Raw genomic sequence first — 16,929 nt, 5'->3', positions numbered from 1 at the left:
TCACGACGGCCCGCCGGCGTCGACGAGAAGCTCGTCGGGGACGGGCTGACCTGCGCGGAGGTAGCCGAAGAACTCCTCGGTCTGCTCGGTGACGGGCAGCGCCAGTCCTTCGTCGGTGAAGGTGCTCTCGCCGGCCGGGGTCGTCGTCGTGATGGGGTCGCGCAGCGCGAACATGAGGGACGCGAGGTTCCAGATGTGATCTCGCTCATCGACGGTGAGCGCGTCGATGGCGCCGCCGACAAATCCGAAGAGTCGGAACGGGTTGAGCAGGACCGACGGACTGGTCGCCCGAGACACGAGTGCGGCGAGGAACTTCCGTTGATTGACCACTCGCGCGAGGTCGGCGCGCGGGAATGCGCGCGTCCGGACCAGCCCGAGAGCCTGCCTGCCGTCGAGGCGGTGACAGCCTTTCGCCAGGCGCAGACCGGCTTTGGGGTCGTTGAGCGGTTGGTCGATACACATGTCGACGCCGCCGACCGAGTCGACGAGGGTGTCGAATCCGCCGAAGCCGATCTCGGCGTAGTGGTCGATGCGGATGCCGGTCAGGTTCTCGACGGTCTGCACGAGCAGCGCCGGACCGCCGATGCTGAACGAGGCGTTGATCTTCAGGCTGCCGTGACCCGGCACCTCCACGTACAGGTCGCGCGGGATGCTCACCACGATCGCCTTGCCGCCGCCGGGTGGGTTGTGGACGAGCAAGATCGTGTCGGTGCGGGAGCCGTCGGCGTCACCCGTGGCCAGCGCCCGGCGTTGTTCCTCGGTGAGATCGGATCGCGAGTCGGTGCCGACGATGAGCCAGTTGGTGCCGGGGGTGTCCGACGGGCGTCCGGCGTAGGCCGGCAGGGCGTCGATCCGGTCCAGTCTCGTGTCGTAGTAGAACAGCAGTCCCACACTGCCGAGGACGACGACGAGCAGCAGGATCATCAGGATCTTGCCCACCCGGACCGCGCGGCGCCCCGTGCGCCGGGGCCGGGGAGGACCGGCCGGCCGCGGGGGCGCGGGCGGACGTCCGACGGCGCGGTCGCGACGGTCGCCACGCGGCGGATGAGGTCCACGAGACCGATCGTCGGGGATCGGCTCCGGCTTCTGGGTGGGCGCATACCCGCCGGGAGCGGGCCGCGCCGATGGTGGCGGCCGATCGGCCGGGGACGGGTGCGGGGGCCGGCCGGTGGGACCGGGGCCCGGCGCCCGGCGCGGGTCGGGACCGCGTGCAGGGATCCGCGGCATGGCCTGCGGATGAGCGGACGGACCGACGGCACCGGGAGGCGGGCGGTGGCCTTGTCCGGGTGGTGGCCCCGGGCGCGGAGACGGGCCCGCTGGCCGCCCGGGCGGCATCGGCGGTCCGGGGCGACCTCGCCGGAGGATCGGCGGGTCCTGCTCGTTCATCCCAACCAATGTACGCATGGGCGGTGGCCACGGATGTCGGTCGGTTGGTTGCCGACGTGGCGTCGAACCGCCCACATGAGGTCTCGTTCCGGACCGAACGGGGTACAGGACACGCCATGACCGACAAACACGTCGCCGACGCCAAGTCGCAGGACTCCGGGAACGATGACGCCCGGACAGACGGCGGGCACACCCCGCTGCGTCGCGCCATCACCGGCAAACTCCTGTTCCTGTTCATCCTGGGCGACGTCCTCGGTGCGGGCATCTATGCCCTCGTCGGGGAGGTCGCCGGTGAGGTCGGGGGAGCGATCTGGGTGCCGTTGGCGCTCGCCCTCGCGCTGGCGATGCTGACCGCGGCGTCGTATGCGGAGCTCGTCACCAAGTACCCGCGGGCCGGCGGCGCGGCGGTGTTCGCGCGGCACGCCTACCGCCATCCGCTCATCTCGTTCCTGGTGGGGTTCTGCATGCTGGCGGCCGGGGTGACGAGCGCCGCCGGGTTGGCGCTCGCCTTCGCTGGCGACTACCTGCAGGTCTTTCTCGACGTGCCCACCACCGCGGCGGCGCTGGTGTTCCTGCTCGCCGTCGCGGCGCTGAACGCCCGCGGGATCACCGAGTCCCTGCGGGCCAACGTGGTGATGACCGTGGTGGAGGTCTCCGGACTCGTGCTCGTCGTCGTGTTGGCCGGGATCGTGCTGGGTCGCGGTGACGGTGAGCCGCAGCGCGTGCTGGAGTTCACCGACGAGACCACGCCGGCTCTCGCGGTGCTGGGCGCGGCCTTGTTGGCCTACTACTCGTTCGTCGGGTTCGAGACCTCCGCGAACATGGCCGAAGAGGTTCGTGACGTGCGGCGGGTCTATCCGAAGGCGCTGTTCGGTGCGCTGATCGCCGCCGGCGTCGTCTACGTCCTCGTCGGTCTCGCCGTGTCGGTCGTCGCGCCACCGGAGCGCCTGGTGGAGTCGTCGGGCCCGTTGCTCGAGGTCGTCTCGATCGCCGATGTCGGGATCCCTGACCAGCTGTTCTCCCTGATCGCGCTCATCGCCGTCGCGAACGGCGCGCTGCTCACGATGATCATGGCGTCGCGCCTGACCTTCGGCATGGCCCGCGACGGGTTGCTGCCCGGTGCGCTGGCGAAGGTGCTGCCCGGTCGTCGGACGCCGTGGACGGCGATCGTCGCCACCACCGCCGTCGCGATGATCCTCTCGGCAACCGGGACCGTCGCGGCACTCGCCGAGACGGTGGTGCTCCTGCTGCTGTTCGTGTTCGTCAGCACCAACGTCGCCGTCCTCGTCCTACGCCGCGACCGCACGGACACCGACCACTTCCGGGCGCCGACGATCCTGCCCGTGCTCGCGGTGATCTCCTGCATCGTCCTGATGACGCAGCAGAGCGCGTCGACCTGGTTGCGTGCGGGCATCCTGATCGTCGTCGGACTCGTGCTCTATCTCCTCGCCCGTGTGACCGGGTCGGGTGGGCGCCGGGTCAACTACGACGACATCGACGACGACCACAGCCGCGGGCGCCTCACCTGACGCGGATGTTGTTCGCGCGGTAGTCGTATCCGTCCTGACTCGCTCGCTCGTACTGGAATCCGACGGTCTGCCCCGGCACCAGGTCCCGGAAACCGGTGCCGACGATCTCGCTGTAGAACGCCCACGCCCCGCCCGGGGTGGCGTCGGAATCGAGTACGCCCCATCCCTCTTCGCCGTTCCACGACCGAACGGTCCCGGTGGTGTTCGGGCCGAGGGGAGCCGGCGGTGACGTCGGTGTATCGGTGAGGGCGGTCTCCTCGATCGTCGTGAGTCCGTCCGGTCCGGCGTCACCGACGCTGTGCCACAGGGCAGTTCGGAACACGCCATTGTGCTTCGGATCCGGCCGGGCCACCTCGGTCGGCCAGACCGAGAGCGCCACATATCGGCATCCGCTTTCCGGTGGCACAGCTATCGCATGGTCGAAGTCGACGACGGTCCCCGGACGCAAGCCGGGCAGGGACAGCTCGTCGAGATTCTGAACGGCCAGAACACGGACGACGAAAGTGGTCACGAGGACGGCGCCGGACAACGCCGGTGACTCGATGACACCCCAGCCCTCGTCGTGGTGCCATTCGCGGATCGTCCCGGTTGTCGACATCGGTCCACCGTAGGCGCCGGACCCGTGGCGCGACAGTGAATTACCGTTGGGGTACATCGCGTCCGGGTGGGGCGAACGCCGCTAGGACAGGGGTGCAGGCCGAGGCCTGGGAAAACGTATGATCTCGAGCCCGGGGTCCGGACACGACGTCATACGGCTTCTCAACGCTCCGCGAGCGATCCGATCTCGGGGGCGTCCGGGCCGAAGTGGCGGAAGAGTGCGCGGCGTCGGGAACGGGTGCCGGTCCATTCCAGATAGCGCGGACCGGCCGGTGTCCGTGCGATGACCTGGTACGCAATAGTGTTGCGGACCCACGCGAGACCGAACGCCCACGGCACCGCGGGGCGGAGACCGAGGTCGCGCATGCCGCGCACGCCGAGAAAGCCCTGCAGCATGCTCAGCAGGCGGGCGCGGGTGTAGCGCGCGGCGAGGCGGGGGAACAACCGGTAGTGCAAGCGGCTCTGGGCGTCGACGATCGCTGTCGTGAGGGCCGCGCCGGCGTCGGTCACGTCGTGCTGCGCCAGTAAGACCGCATAACTCAGCTGATGCTGGTCGCGTTCGGAGTCGAAGAGCCAGTCGTCGTCGACGCCGATCAGCCACCCGACGTACTTCCAGAGGTGCATGAGGGCGCGGGAGTCGTCACGGCTCACCGGGACGCCGAGCGCGCGGACCCCCATCATCAGTGCGCCGCTGAAGAGGTTCAGCGTCGCGGCGAGGTCGGACTGGTTGATCGGCAGACCCCACTGGTCGATGTTCCAGCGGCCGTTGTGCTCGTACCGCTCGTTGACCAGGGCGTGCATGAGGCGCACATGGACGGTGAGTCGCCAGCCGTCGCCGTCGCGTGCCATCCCGCCCGGTTCGCCGACCGCGATGGCCCAGGTCTGCGTCTCGCCGAGTCGTCGGATGACCGTGTTCCCGGTGAGGCCGCCGGTCGCGACCAGCAGGTCGGCGGGACCGCCGAAGCGGTAGCCGCCGATCAGGGAGAGCTGGAGCAGGACGTCGTTGGCGTTCTGGCCGAACCGCCGATAGACGGCGGCGCCGCGGTCGCAGAGGGCGGGGTCGACCCAGTCCGGTGTCTTCTCGACGAGTGCGAAGAAGTCGCGCAGGGCGTCGGGCGCATCGGAGGGCATGTCGCCGGCGAGGGCCCACTCGAACTGGCGCATCGTGACCCGGCCGTCGGCGTCCCGCGGGAGGCGCATGGCCCGAACCAGCGCCGCGGCGGGTTCGTCCCGTGTGCGCAGCCGACGCCCGAGCTCCGCGAGCTCGTCGTCGCCGGGTTCACGGAGGTGGTTGTAGACCTTGAGCAGTCTGCCGATGCGCCGGCCGCGGGACTCGGCGGCTCGATGGCGTCGCGGAAAGGGGAGGCTCGCCGGCTCGGCGGTCGGGTCGGACGGCGCATCGACGGTCATGAGACGAATCTAGCGAATCATCTCACCCCGTTCAATGGTGGCCGGTAGGGGCGCACGGTCGGAGTGCGCAGTCGACGGGAAAGGCCGCACGGTCGACGATGTCTCGGTTCTCAGCCGACCCAGGACAGATGGTCGCGGAGCAGTCCGTAGCCGACGAAGGCGACCACATCGATGACCGCGTGGGCGATCACGAGGGGCCAGACGCGGCCGGTGACCTGGAAGAAGCGACCGTAGACCACGCCCATGACCAGATTCCCGAGTCCGCCGCCGAAGCCCTGGTACAGGTGATAGCCGCCGCGGAGGATCGCGCTGGCGGCGAGCGACGCGTTGTCGGATACGCCGAGTTGTCGCAACCGGGTGATGAAGTACGCGACCACCACGATCTCCTCGGCGGCGGCGTTGCCGATCGCGATGAGCACCAGAACCGGCCACTCCCACCAGGTGTCGGCCTGGCTGGGCACCAGGCTCGCGTTGAGGCCCAGGGCCCGGGCCACGGCGACGAGTCCCAGGCCGGGCAGACCGATGACGGCGGCGAGGACCAGTCCCGAGGGGATGTCGCGGCGCGGGGTCCACCGACCCAGACCGACACGTGACAGTCCGATCCCGCTGCGCCACAACAGGTATATGCCCAAGGCGGCGATGGCGAACAGTCGGAGGCCGCCCATGATCTGCCGGACGGCGTCGATGAGACCGAGGTCGGAGCGGCTGGGATTGAGTGCGACCGTGGTCTCGCCGATACCGCCGGCGAGCTGCGCCTCGAGCAGTGCGAGTGCCGCGGACAGCGCCGAGAACGCGAATGTGAGGACACCGACGATGACCAGTTCGACGATGATGCCGCGTCGTTCGGTCCGGTCGGTCACGACCGGGATGCCGTGGGGCGACGGTGTGAGGTACTCGCGCAAGGCCATGCCGGCCAGCCTAGGACCCCGCGATCCGTGGTGCGGATGCGTGATCCGCGGGCGGCGTTGCTACGCGATCCGGGTCAGTCGGGCATCGAGTTCAGGAACGGGCAGCCCGCGAGATTCCGCAGCGCGCGGGACAGTTCGAACACGTCGGAGACCGGCCGCGCGAACGGGAGGCGGACGTCGGAGTCGCTGTCGAGTCCCTCGATGCGGAACCGGATGCCGAAGCGGTCGAGGCCGAGCGGCCGCACCCGTCCGGTGCGCAGCTCGACGGGAAGCTTGCGGACCAGTTGTCCGACGATGTCGGCGTGGTCGCTGTCGAGATGTTCGAGCCAGCTGCCCTCGTGCTCCCAGAAGGGGTCGGGGTCGGCGTCGGCGAGCTCGGTGGCCGACACCGACGCCGCGCCGTCCGAGGACGCGATGACCGCGGTGTCGACCTGCAGACGCATCATCGACGCGCCGTGTCCGATGTCGAGGAGACCGTCGTCGGGGTGTTCGCCCGCGATCTCGATGGCCAGGTCGCGTTCCAGGTCGCGCGGGACCTCGTGCAACGTGCCGTTCAGCCAGATCACCGAACGCACGCGTTCACGCAGGTCGATGGGTGCCCAGTCGGTGACCTCGAGCATGGCGGGCACGCCCTCGGCGCCGTCGACGGTCCGCATCGCGTCGCCGTCGGTGGGGACGAGGACGAAGGCCTGGGACTCGAAGAGGTGCACGACGTCGATCGGGGTGGCGTCCGCGCCCTCGACGGCCAGGATGGCGGAACCGCCGCGACGACAAGCCGTCTGGATCATCTCGGCATCCGTGGGGCGGTCGGTCGTCGTTCTCGTCATGACAGTCTCTCCGGTCGGCGTCGCGGGGCGCGGGTCGTATGAAAGGTAACCCTAACCTAAATACCCGGAGCGCACGCGTCAATGGTTTCGACACCCCTGCGTAGAGCCTGGGACACATGCGCGAAAGGGTCTCGGCAGGCCTGTTCCACTAGGCTCGTGTGGTGCCTGTGATCGCCTACTTCGGCCCGCCCGGAACCTTCACCGAGATGGCGCTCGACGCGGTCCTCGCCGAACAACGGTCCGCGGACGGCCTCGACCTGTCGGGCGGGGTCGACCGGGTCGCCGCGTCGAGTCCTGCCGCCACCATCGCCATGATCCGCTCCGGAGATGCCGACTACGGCTGTGTGCCGATCGAGAGTTCGCTGGAGGGTTCGGTGCCGGCGACGATGGACGCACTGGTGCCGCCCGCGGCCCACGCCGTAAACGGTCGGGTGCAGGCCTTCGCCGAGACGGTGCTCGACATCTCGTTCGCCATAGCCGCAGCCGCGCCGATGGTCGCGGCCGATGTCCGCACGATCGCCGCCTACCCGGTTGCCTCCGCGCAGGTGCGTCAGTCGATCGGTGAGCTTTTCGCCAACGCCGAGTTCGTGATCGCGAGCTCCAATGCCGCTGCCGCGCAAGATGTCGCGGCCGGGAAGGCGGACGCCGCGGTCACCACGGGGCTCGCGGCTCGCCTGTCCGGACTCGTCGTGCTCGCCGACGGTGTCGCCGACGCGCGGGAGGCGACCACGCGGTTCCTCCTGCTCGGTCGGCCCGGGGTGCCGTTGCCCCGCACCGGCGCCGACCGCACCTCGGTCATCCTCGAGCTGTCGAACGAGCCGGGTAGCCTGATGGCGGCGATGAACGAATTCGCCTCGCGCGGAATCGACCTCACTCGTATCGAGTCGCGCCCGCAGCGTGACGAGGCCGAGGGTCGCAGCATCGCCGGCCGATACCGGTTCTTCCTGGACGCGGTCGGACACATCGACGATGCGGCCGTCGCCGAAGCCCTTGCCGCCCTTCACCGCCGGTGCGAGCGGGTGGTGTTCCTCGGCTCGTGGCCCGCGGTGCGCACCACCGGCTCCGCGCCGCCGGACCACACCGAGTCGCTTGCATGGGTCGACTCGATGCGTCGGGGAGGGAAGTGATGGCGCGGCTGCATCTGGTCCGTCACGGTGAGACCACCTCGAACGTCATGCGCCGCCTCGACACCGCTCTGCCCGGTGCCGCGCTCACCGATTTCGGTGCGCGACAGGGTGTTCGGTTCGGTCTCGAGAACGTGCCGGAACAGCACGCGGTGCTGCTCAGTTCACGCGCGCTCCGCGCCCGGCAGACCGCCGAGCTGATCGGGTCGGTGTGGGATGTGGAGACCGCGGCGATCGACGGCGTGCACGAGGTCCAGGCCGGCGAGCTCGAGGACCGCTCCGACCGCGAATCGCATGAGGTCTTCCAGGACATCATGCACCGCTGGCACGCCGGCGACCTCGACGCACGCATCCCCGGCGGCGAATCCCTTGCGATGGTCTACGACCGGTACCTGCCGACGGTCGAGGACCTCGCCGACATGTACCTCACCGGCCCAGACCAGCGCGATGTGTTCCTGGTGAGTCACGGTGCGGCCATCCGCCTGATCGCCGCCCGGCTCGCCGGGATCGACTCCCGGTTCGCCGCGGCGACCCACCTCGGCAACACCGGTTCCATCGAACTCGAGTACTCCGACGGCATCTGGGTGTGCACCCGATGGGGCGCCACAACGGCCCCGTTCGAGATCGCCGACGAGCCGCTCGTCGACGAACCGATGGGCTGACGGCGTCCCTCCGTTCCCTGAGGAGCGAGCTTGCGACGTCACCCCGTTCCCTGAGGAGCGAGCTTGCGAGCGTCACGAAGGGTTACTTGATGATGGCGTCGACCGTCTTCTTCAGCGCCGACGGTTGCGACGGGCGTCGGGGAGCCTTCTCCCGGCGACGCAGCATCTCCTCACCGATCTCCCGGAGTTCCTTGCGGCTCAGCGCCTCTCGGACCTTCGGGAACCACTCGTCCTCTTCCTCCTCGATGTGGTGCTCCACGTTCTCGATCAGGACGGTGGTCTTGGCGTCGAACCGCTCGTTGTCCGGCGAGAGAGCGGCCAACTCGACGACCAGTACGTCGGCGACGTGGTGCTCCTCGTAGGACTCGAGGATGTCGTCCTCGAGATCGGGGACCCGCTTGCGGATCTCGGGGTACATCACCTCGTTCTCGATGTAGGTGTGCACGGTGAGGGCCTCGATGATCTTGTCGACGATCTTGCCCTTGGTCTTCACGGCGTTGTCGCCCTGCGACCTGAAGTCGCGGAACAGTTTGCGGATCTCCTTGTGGTCGTCCCGGAGGATGACGATGGCGTCTGAGGACATGGACGTACTCCTGAGATAGAGGGCTGCTCGATCTGCTACCCCTCATACCGCGTTCCGCCGCAGGTCAAACATCGAGTCGGCGGCATCGGGGCGCCGGCCACACCACTAGCCCCAGCCGTTGGCGTGCAGCCACTCGTCGTCGATGCCGAAGTGGTGTGCGATCTCATGGACGACGGTGACCGCCACCTCGTGGACGACCTCCTCCCGCGAGTGGCACATCGCGAGGATGGGGTCGCGGTAGATGGTGATGGTGTCGGGCAGGAATCCGCCGTAGTCGGTGGTCCGCATCGTCAGTGCCACACCGTGATACAGCCCGAGGATGCCGGGTTCTTCCGGGTTGTGCGGTTCGACGAGGATCACGACGTTGTTCATCGCGTCGGTCAGTTCGCCGGGGATGGTGTCCAGCGCGTCGGACACCAGCCCGTCGAACTCGTCGTCGGACATGTACACGGCCATCGGGTCAACCCGCCGGGGCCGGTGCTTCGGCGGGGTTGGGCGCGATGCCCGGCGGGAGCGGCACCGGCGTCGGCAGGGCCCGGCCCGGTGGCGCTTCCGGAGGTGCGACCGGCGCGCGCCCGTTGATCAGCAGCGCGCCGCCCTTGGCGTCGCCCACCAGGGTCGCGAAGCCGCCGCGCTTGTCGGGTAGCCCGAGGTAGCACACCACCTTGCGGCTTCCGGCGAGCCAACTCGGCTCGCTGAGCACCGACCACTGGACGTTGAGCGTGGTCGCGTCGAGCTGCTTGCGCCCGCCCACGAACCGTTCGGCCTGGACCGGGCAGATCGAGCCGAGGTAGCTGTTCTGCGCGCCGGTCGGCGGCCACGGCCTGTTCGACATCCGGTCGCCGAAGCGGACCGACAGATCGACGATCCCGGTCGTCTGGAAGGCATGCGGCTCAGCACAACTCACCGCGAAACCGGTCGGGGTGCGGGTTTCGGGATCGATGCCGACGCAGGTGCCCTCGGGCCAGACGTACGACTGGTTCTGGTCGGCGACCCGGCCGGAGAACTGGACCGGGGCGCCGTCGGCCCCGTTCTCCTGGACCCCGCAGCGCAGCTGACGCGCGCCCTTGTCCCACTGCACCTGGGAGGGGTACATCATCCCGACGGCGAAGCGGCCCTGCGGGTCGAGGCGCCCGGCGAGATACTGGTCCACCATCACCGGGCACTGTTCGTCGCGGATCGTCGCGAACCGCTCGGCGCCGGGCCAGAGAGCGTCTTCGCCGAACTCCGCGCCGGGGATCAATGCGGTGTCGATGGCTCCCGCGACCTCGAAGCGGTGTTTCTGCTCGCACGGCACATCGACCGGCTGGCCGGGGTTGCCGGCCGGCCAGTCCAGACAGTCGCCCGCGACCGACTTCGTGAAGGCGTTCTCGACCAACCGCTCACCCTCGCCGATGTTGCTGCCGCCGACGCTGCCGCTGTCGTCGAAGACCCCCGCAGCGAAGGCGATCCCGCCTGCCACGAGTGCGCCGACGACGATCGCGCCCAGGACCACGAAGACCGGGTTGCGGGCGAAAGCGCCTGGTCGGCGGGGTCCGCCGGCCGGTGCGTCGGCGTCGGCGGGGTGGCTGCGGTCGGGGTCGGGCGCGTTCATCGGGATCCATCATGCCTAACGGATCGGACGGGGCACACCCTCGTGCGCCGATGGCCGGACCGGGCCGATGCACCGCATGACCGCGCCGGTCGGGTTCGGAGACCCGGTTCCTCACTCCCCGTCGGGTGCCAGGTGCCGGGCGGTGAGTCCGGTGAGCTCGCTGCGAAAGCCCTCGTACCCCTCGCGGAGCCGATCCCCGGGCCAGGCGTCGGGGAGGAGTTCCGCGGGCAGGAGCGGGTCGCGGAGGATGTGTCGCACGATGGCGGCGGCGACCTCGAATCGATCGGCGACCGTCGCCGCGGCGGCGAGTGCGTCGAGCAATTCGTCTGCGGCCCCCGCCCAGGTCGACGGGGTGAACAGTCGTGCGGCCAGTTCGGTCGACGCCTCCTCGGGAGCCGCGCGGAAGAGGCTCAGACGACGGCGCAGTGCGGGCGGGAGCTCGATGTCGAGGTTGGCCGGGCGGGCCCAGACGCCCTCCCGGATCTCGCCGAGCCGGGCCTTTCGCAGCGTGTCGCGCAGCAGCGCCCGTTCGGTCGAGCTCTCCGAACCGATCGTCACGATCGCGAGATCCCAGCTGCCGTCCCAGTCCCGTCGTGCCGGATGGAGTGCCCGGTCCTGGCGCTGCTGACGTTCGACCAGGCGGGGCGAGAGTCGGCATCTGCCGTCGGTGCGTTCCAGGTCTCCCGCCGCGACCAGTCGCGTCAGCGCCACCCGGACGGTCGATTCGCGGAGCCCGAGCTCGGTGGCCGTGGCCAGGAGCCCGTTGATCGACGCATCGGGGGAGTCGAGGCCGAGGAGGGCGCTGAGGATGACCGATCGCGCCGTGAGCTTGGGAATGTCCACGCGTCCGGGCACGGCGTCGATGCTATCGGGCGGGTTCGGCTCGGCGGCGACGCCGGGTATTACAAGACTCTGGCGCACAGCAGAATGATGTAATACCGTGGATCACGACCTCCACCAGGAAGCGGGTTCCGCCATGTCCACCCACGTCGTCACCAATCAGGTCCCCGAACTCGTCGACTTCGACGCCGCGGACAATCCGGCCATCTCCGAGGCGGTTCACCGCGCGGGCGCCGACCACATGCTCGAGGACCTGCACCGGATCGGCCGTCTCGCCGGTGGTGCCGAAGCGCTCGGATGGGGAGACCTCGCCGAGTCCCACCCGCCGGAACTGCGGACGCACGACCGCTACGGCAACCGGGTGGACGAGGTCACCTACGACCCCGCCTATCACCACCTCATGCGGACGGGTATCGGTTTCGGTCTCGGTGGTACCGCATGGTCGGACCCGAGTCCGACGGCGCACTTCGAGCGTGCGGTGAAGTCGAGCGTGTGGGGTTCGGTGGACGCCGGGCACAGCTGCCCGTTGTCGATGACCTACGGGGTGGTGCCGGCACTGCGGGCCAACCCCGAACTCGCCGGGCTGTACGAGCCGCTGCTCGTCTCGACGACCTACGATCCCGGTCTCCGGGCGCCGCTGTCGAAAGCGGGGCTGACCGCCGGAATGTCGATGACCGAGAAGCAGGGCGGCTCCGACGTTCGCGCGAACACCACGACAGCCGTCGTCCAACCGGACGGGACGTACCGCATCACCGGCCACAAATGGTTCACCTCCGCACCCATGTGCGATGTGTTCCTGGTGCTGGCGCAGGCGCCGGGAGGTCTGTCGTGCTTCTTCGTGCCGCGGGTGCTGCCCGACGGCTCCCGCAACACCTTTATGCTGCAGCGGCTGAAGGCCAARCTGGGCAACCACTCCAACGCGAGCAGCGAAGTCGAGTACGACGACACGGTCGGGTGGCTCGTCGGTGACGAGGGCCGCGGGGTGGCGACGATCATCGAGATGGTGAACATGACCCGCCTGGACTGCACCCTCGGCTCGGCGACCGGCATGCGGGTCGGCGTCGCCCAGGCCGCCCATCACGCCACCCACCGCCGGGCCTTCGGCGCCGCGCTCGTCGACCAACCGCTGATGCGCAACGTGCTGGCCGATCTCGCGGTCGAGTCGGAAGGAGCCACGATGACGGCACTGTGGCTCGCGGAATTGACCGACAAGGCGACCGCAGGCGACACCCGGGCGGATGCGCTGCGGCGGATCTCGCTGGCGGTCAGCAAGTACTACGTGTGCAAACGCGCCCCGATCCATGCCGCCGAAGCGCTGGAGTGCCTGGGCGGCAACGGATATGTGGAGGAGTCGCGGATGCCGCGGCTCTTCCGGGAGTCGCCGCTCATGTCGATCTGGGAGGGGTCGGGGAATGTGGCTGCGCTCGATGTGTTGCGGGCGATGGCCAAACAGCCCGACACGGTGACCGTGTTCCTCGACGAGATCGACAGTGCGGCAGGGGCGGACCGGCACCTCGACGCCGCGGCCGACGAACTCCGACGGGAGCTGGGCGACCTGGACGCGATGCAGTACCGGGCCCGGCGGGTCGTCGGCCGCATGGCCCAGCTCCTCCAGGCCTCCCTGCTGGTGCGGTACGGCCATCCGGCGGTCGCCGATGCGTTCGCCGCGAGTCGGCTCGGCAACGACCGGGGGGACGTGTTCGGCACGCTGCCGTCGGGGATCGACACGGCGTCGATCATCGAACGGGTGACGCCGAAGACCGTGCAGGACAACGTCCGTGGATGAGTCGTCCGGCTCGCCGCCGGCCGCGTGGCGCAACGACCTGCGCGGCGGTCCGGACTCGTTGTTCACCGGCCGCGCCGGACGTGAGCCGGATGTCGACTACCGCACGCTCACCTACGAGGTCACCGGCCGGATCGCCCGTATCACCTTCAACCGGCCGGATCAGGGCAACGCGATCACCGTCGACACCCCCGTCGAACTGTCGCACGCGGTGGAGCGCGCCGACCTCGACCCCGGTGTCCACGTGATCGTCGTATCCGGGCGGGGCAAGGGTTTCTGCGGCGGATACGACCTGTCGATCTTCGCCGAGAACGGCGGCGACCCGTCCGAGGCCGTCGATCCCCGGACCGGCACCGTCCTCGATCCCGTTGTGCAGGCACGTAATCACGACCCGGGCCGCACCTGGGATCCCATGATCGACTACGCGATGATGAGCAGGTTCAACCGCGGTTTCGCCAGCCTGCTCCACGCGAACAAGCCGACGGTCGCCAAGCTGCACGGGTTCGCCGTCGCCGGCGGCACGGACATCGCCCTCTACGCCGACCAGATCATCTGCGCCGACGACACCAAGATCGGCTATCCGCCGACCCGGGTGTGGGGCATCCCCGCCGCGGGGATGTGGGCTCATCGGCTCGGCGATCAGCGCGCCAAGCGACTGCTGTTCACCGGCGATTGCCTGTCGGGCACACAGGCGCACGAGTGGGGGCTGGCCGTCGAGGCGCCCCCGGCCGACGAGCTCGACGACCGGACGGAGGCATTGCTCGAGCGGATCGCCCGCATGCCGATCAATCAGCTCGTGATGGCCAAACTGGCGCTCAACAGTGCGCTCCTGGCCCAGGGCGTCGCGAATTCGGGGATGATCAGCACGGTCTTCGACGGCATCTCCCGCCACACCCGCGAGGGCTACGCCTTCCAGCAGCGGGCCGCGACCGTCGGGTTCCGGGACGCCGTCCGCGAACGCGATGAGATCAACGGCGACTGGAAGCGTGCTCAATTCCGGTCGCCGACAGAGTGATCGACGCCGCACTGGCGTGAGCGAACTGCGCCCCTCGCCCTGCTCCCTGAGGAGCGCCCGGAGCTAGCGGAGGGCGCGGCCCCCACCGCCCCCTGAGGAGCGTCCGGAGCTTGCGGAGGGCGCGTCACGAAGGGCCCGGCGTCCGAGGCGGTGCCCCCCGGTGCACCCGTCCGGCGTCTGTGACTGGTGGGGTTTCTGTTCACCACAGTCCACCACTGGGGCGCGATTGACGGCGACTGCTGCGCAACAGGATTCGCGACAATGAGGGCTGTGGAGAAATCTCGTCGTCGAACGTGATTGCGAGTAGCTTGATGTCATGCCCTCGATCACCGAACTCCGCGACACCCTCACCGTCCTGCAACCGCCGCCCGACGACGGCAGTGGCCGCGCGCTACACGAGCGGCTCGACGAACTACGGATGTTGCGCAACGTGCTCGATCACCAGATCGCCGTGCACACAGCACTATTCGACGACACAGGTGCGGCAGCGCGGGCGGGGTCGACCACACGAAACGCACTGATCGAGATGGGCATGCCACCCGCGGCCGCGCACCGCTATGTGCGCACCGCCAGCGGGCTGAAGTCGGTGCCGAAGGTGTCCGACTGTGCCGCCGAGGGTTATCTGTCTGCCGAGTGTGTTGATGCGGTGATCCGTGGAATCACCATGGTGAACAAGCGGTCCGCGTCACCGCTGTCCGACGACGATCGCAGCGGATATGAGAGTGAGTTGCTTGCGCAGGCATTCTCCGGCGCCACCCCGACCGAGATCGACGACCACGCCCGCGGGATCGCCCAGCGGGTCGCCACCGACCCCAGCACCGTGGCGGCGGCCGATGACGCATCGCTGAACACCGTGCACACCAGGATCACCGAAGACGGGCGGGTCGCGATCGCCGGAGATGTGACCGCGGTGATCGGAGAGAAGTTCGTGTCCATGATCGACGAACGGTCCTGTCCGCGTCCTGAACCCGACGGCGCGACGGATCGTCGCGGTGCGGCCGAGCGGCGTGCCGATGCGCTGGAGCTGTTGTTGGATCAAGCTGCAATCGGCGCGGCGATGACCTCGGCCGGAGCACCACGCACCCAACTGCTGGTGACCATTCCTGCCGATGGGGTTGGTCCGGCTCGGCTTCCGTGGATGGGTGCGGTGTCAGAATCGACGACACGGCGCTTGTCGTGTGACGGCGGGGTCGCCGAGATCCTCCTTGACGACGAAGGGGTGCCGTTGCGGATGGGCACCACGAAACGACTGTTCCCGCACCATCTGCGGCAGGCGATCATCGTGCGCGATCAATGTTGCGTGAAATGCGGCGCGCCAGCAGCGCATACGCAAGTTCACCACTTGGTCCATTGGGTCGATGGTGGCCCCACCGATCTCGACAACGGGTGCCTACTCTGCCAGCGCTGTCACACCCAGGTGCACCACCACGGCTGGCAAGTGGTGATGGGTCCCGACCGGCACCCGTGGCTGATCCCACCCGCCGACATCGACCCGCGACGCCTACCCCGGCCGGCCTACAACCGACGCACCATGCGGCTCGACGACGCTCCCGTCTAGACACTCCACAGACCAGACCCTCCGGCATCGACTCCGGTGCCGCATGACCTTTGACAACTCCACAGTGTGAAACGGAACCACCGGGATCTCGTAGCGAGGACACGGCCTAGCGCGCCTTTGCGCTACGAGATCCCGGAGAGGATCAGGGTGCGTCGGGCACGAGGTCCGCGTCGCCGGGGGCGGAGAGGGTGAGTACCGCCTCCGTGATTCGCGGGTCGCGCTCCAGCTCGTTCTCGAGTTGCCGGAGAGCGACGGCCACCGACGACTCGGCGTCGTCACCCGTGAAATCGACGGCGGCGACGAGGAACAGCTGAACGGGCCCGGTGTACTCCACGTGCAGATAGGTGACGCGCTCGATGTTGCTGTGCGCGAGCAGGTCCCGGAGGACGCGCTGCTGGACGGCGTCGTCGACCGCCTGCCCGAGCAGGAACCGCCTGTTCTGGTTGATCAGGACGATGGCGACGACTCCGAGGAGTACGCCCACCAGGATCGACCCGATCGCGTCGTAGGTGGCCGACCCGGTGACCTGGTGCAGGAGCACTCCGACGAAGGCGATGGCCAGACCGATGAGCGCGGCCGCGTCCTCGGCGAAGACGGCACGGAGAGTCGGGTCGGAGGTGCGGAAGACCTGTCGCAGCAGACCAATCCGACGCTTGACCGCGCCGCGCTTCGCCTGTTGATACGACCGCACGAACGAGATGCCCTCGAGTACCGCGGCGATCGCCAGGACCGCATAGGCGATGCCGTAATCCGTCGCCGGCTCCGGTGACAGCAGTTCGGTGATGCCGTGCTGCACCGACACCGCGGCTCCGACCGCGAACAATCCGAAGGCCGCGAACATCGACCAGATGTACGCCTCGCGTCCGTAGCCCTGTGGATGACGGGCATCCCGGGGCCGATGGGCACGTCGCTCCGCGATCAGCAGCAGGATCTCGTTCCCGGTGTCGGCCCACGAGTGGGCCGCTTCGGCGACGAGCGACGCGGAGCCGGTGATCATCGCGGCGCCGGTCTTGGCGACGGCGATCAAGAGGTTCGACACGAACGCGATGACGACCGTCAAGAAACTCTCGCCGCGTCCGCCGGATTCGTGCTGCGCTACGGGAGAAGTCACTG

Annotated in this window: 16 protein-coding genes; 6 read left to right on the top strand and 10 right to left on the bottom strand. The window is 69.0% G+C overall.

The window, feature by feature from the left end; translation table 11 throughout:
- Nucleotides 1-924: an LCP family protein gene (locus A9310_RS14895; RefSeq protein WP_065631385.1), complete on the bottom strand. Its 924-nt coding sequence runs from the start codon at nt 922-924 to the stop codon at nt 1-3.
- A gap of 578 nt (nt 925-1,502) precedes the next feature.
- Between A9310_RS14895 and A9310_RS14890 the strand changes: the two genes are divergently transcribed.
- Nucleotides 1,503-2,915 carry an APC family permease gene (locus A9310_RS14890; RefSeq protein WP_065631383.1) on the top strand — a complete coding sequence of 471 codons (1,413 nt, stop codon included), beginning with the start codon at nt 1,503-1,505 and terminating at the stop codon, nt 2,913-2,915.
- Here the strand turns inward: A9310_RS14890 and A9310_RS14885 are convergent.
- From A9310_RS14885 to A9310_RS14870, 4 genes are all read right to left on the bottom strand, one after another.
- Nucleotides 2,908-3,513: a cold-shock protein gene (locus A9310_RS14885; protein ID WP_065631384.1), complete on the bottom strand. Its 606-nt coding sequence runs from the start codon at nt 3,511-3,513 to the stop codon at nt 2,908-2,910. The genes A9310_RS14890 and A9310_RS14885 overlap by 8 nt on opposite strands.
- A 161-nt stretch (nt 3,514-3,674) precedes the next feature.
- Nucleotides 3,675-4,922 (bottom strand): oxygenase MpaB family protein, encoded by a 1,248-nt coding sequence (locus tag A9310_RS14880; protein WP_065631276.1) that lies wholly within the window; start codon nt 4,920-4,922, stop codon nt 3,675-3,677.
- A 110-nt stretch (nt 4,923-5,032) separates the two neighbouring features.
- Nucleotides 5,033-5,830, bottom strand: coding sequence for a CPBP family intramembrane glutamic endopeptidase (locus A9310_RS14875; protein WP_058253723.1), 798 nt, complete (start codon nt 5,828-5,830; stop codon nt 5,033-5,035).
- A 74-nt stretch (nt 5,831-5,904) separates the two neighbouring features.
- A complete protein-coding gene (locus tag A9310_RS14870) occupies nt 5,905-6,657 on the bottom strand; it encodes a DUF2470 domain-containing protein (protein WP_058253724.1) in 753 nt (250 codons plus the stop codon).
- 158 nt (nt 6,658-6,815) lie between these two features.
- On the opposite strand from A9310_RS14870, the gene pheA reads away from it, so the two are divergent.
- Both pheA and A9310_RS14860 read left to right on the top strand, forming a co-directional pair.
- On the top strand, nt 6,816-7,784 hold the full coding sequence (pheA, locus tag A9310_RS14865; RefSeq protein WP_065631275.1) for a prephenate dehydratase: 969 nt from the start codon (nt 6,816-6,818) through the stop codon (nt 7,782-7,784).
- The gene (locus A9310_RS14860; RefSeq protein WP_058253726.1) at nt 7,784-8,443 is read left to right on the top strand and encodes a histidine phosphatase family protein; all 660 of its coding nucleotides are present in this window, start codon (nt 7,784-7,786) and stop codon (nt 8,441-8,443) included. Before pheA ends, A9310_RS14860 begins: the two co-directional genes overlap by 1 nt.
- 82 nt (nt 8,444-8,525) lie before the next feature.
- On the opposite strand, the gene A9310_RS14855 is transcribed toward A9310_RS14860, so the two are convergent.
- From A9310_RS14855 to A9310_RS14840, 4 genes are all read right to left on the bottom strand, one after another.
- On the bottom strand, nt 8,526-9,026 hold the full coding sequence (locus tag A9310_RS14855) for a hemerythrin domain-containing protein (protein WP_058250908.1): 501 nt from the start codon (nt 9,024-9,026) through the stop codon (nt 8,526-8,528).
- Nucleotides 9,027-9,131: 105 nt separating this feature from the next.
- Nucleotides 9,132-9,482, bottom strand: coding sequence for a metallopeptidase family protein (locus A9310_RS14850; protein ID WP_058250909.1), 351 nt, complete (start codon nt 9,480-9,482; stop codon nt 9,132-9,134).
- A 4-nt stretch (nt 9,483-9,486) separates the two neighbouring features.
- Nucleotides 9,487-10,620 (bottom strand): septum formation family protein, encoded by a 1,134-nt coding sequence (locus A9310_RS14845; RefSeq protein WP_065631274.1) that lies wholly within the window; start codon nt 10,618-10,620, stop codon nt 9,487-9,489.
- A 111-nt stretch (nt 10,621-10,731) separates the two neighbouring features.
- On the bottom strand, nt 10,732-11,475 hold the full coding sequence (locus A9310_RS14840; RefSeq protein WP_212743639.1) for a PaaX family transcriptional regulator C-terminal domain-containing protein: 744 nt from the start codon (nt 11,473-11,475) through the stop codon (nt 10,732-10,734).
- Between the two features lie 121 nt (nt 11,476-11,596).
- Between A9310_RS14840 and A9310_RS14835 the strand changes: the two genes are divergently transcribed.
- The 3 genes from A9310_RS14835 to A9310_RS14825 all read left to right on the top strand — a co-directional run bounded on the left by A9310_RS14835 (nt 11,597) and on the right by A9310_RS14825 (nt 15,816).
- Nucleotides 11,597-13,246 (top strand): acyl-CoA dehydrogenase family protein, encoded by a 1,650-nt coding sequence (locus tag A9310_RS14835; RefSeq protein ID WP_065631382.1) that lies wholly within the window; start codon nt 11,597-11,599, stop codon nt 13,244-13,246.
- Nucleotides 13,239-14,258: a crotonase/enoyl-CoA hydratase family protein gene (locus tag A9310_RS14830; RefSeq protein WP_065631272.1), complete on the top strand. Its 1,020-nt coding sequence runs from the start codon at nt 13,239-13,241 to the stop codon at nt 14,256-14,258. The genes A9310_RS14835 and A9310_RS14830 overlap by 8 nt, the downstream gene beginning before the upstream one ends.
- Before the next feature lie 316 nt (nt 14,259-14,574).
- A complete protein-coding gene (locus A9310_RS14825) occupies nt 14,575-15,816 on the top strand; it encodes an HNH endonuclease signature motif containing protein (RefSeq protein ID WP_065631271.1) in 1,242 nt (413 codons plus the stop codon).
- 142 nt (nt 15,817-15,958) lie between these two features.
- On the opposite strand, the gene A9310_RS14820 is transcribed toward A9310_RS14825, so the two are convergent.
- Nucleotides 15,959-16,927 carry a cation diffusion facilitator family transporter gene (locus tag A9310_RS14820; protein ID WP_065631270.1) on the bottom strand — a complete coding sequence of 323 codons (969 nt, stop codon included), beginning with the start codon at nt 16,925-16,927 and terminating at the stop codon, nt 15,959-15,961.
- Nucleotides 16,928-16,929: the final 2 nt, after the last annotated feature.

It is taken from the genome of Gordonia sp. UCD-TK1 (genome assembly GCF_001691435.1).
Taxonomy (GTDB): Bacteria; Actinomycetota; Actinomycetes; order Mycobacteriales; family Mycobacteriaceae; genus Gordonia; species Gordonia hongkongensis.
Note: the sequence above shows the minus strand (reverse complement) of the source record. Positions and strands in the feature narration are given on the sequence as shown.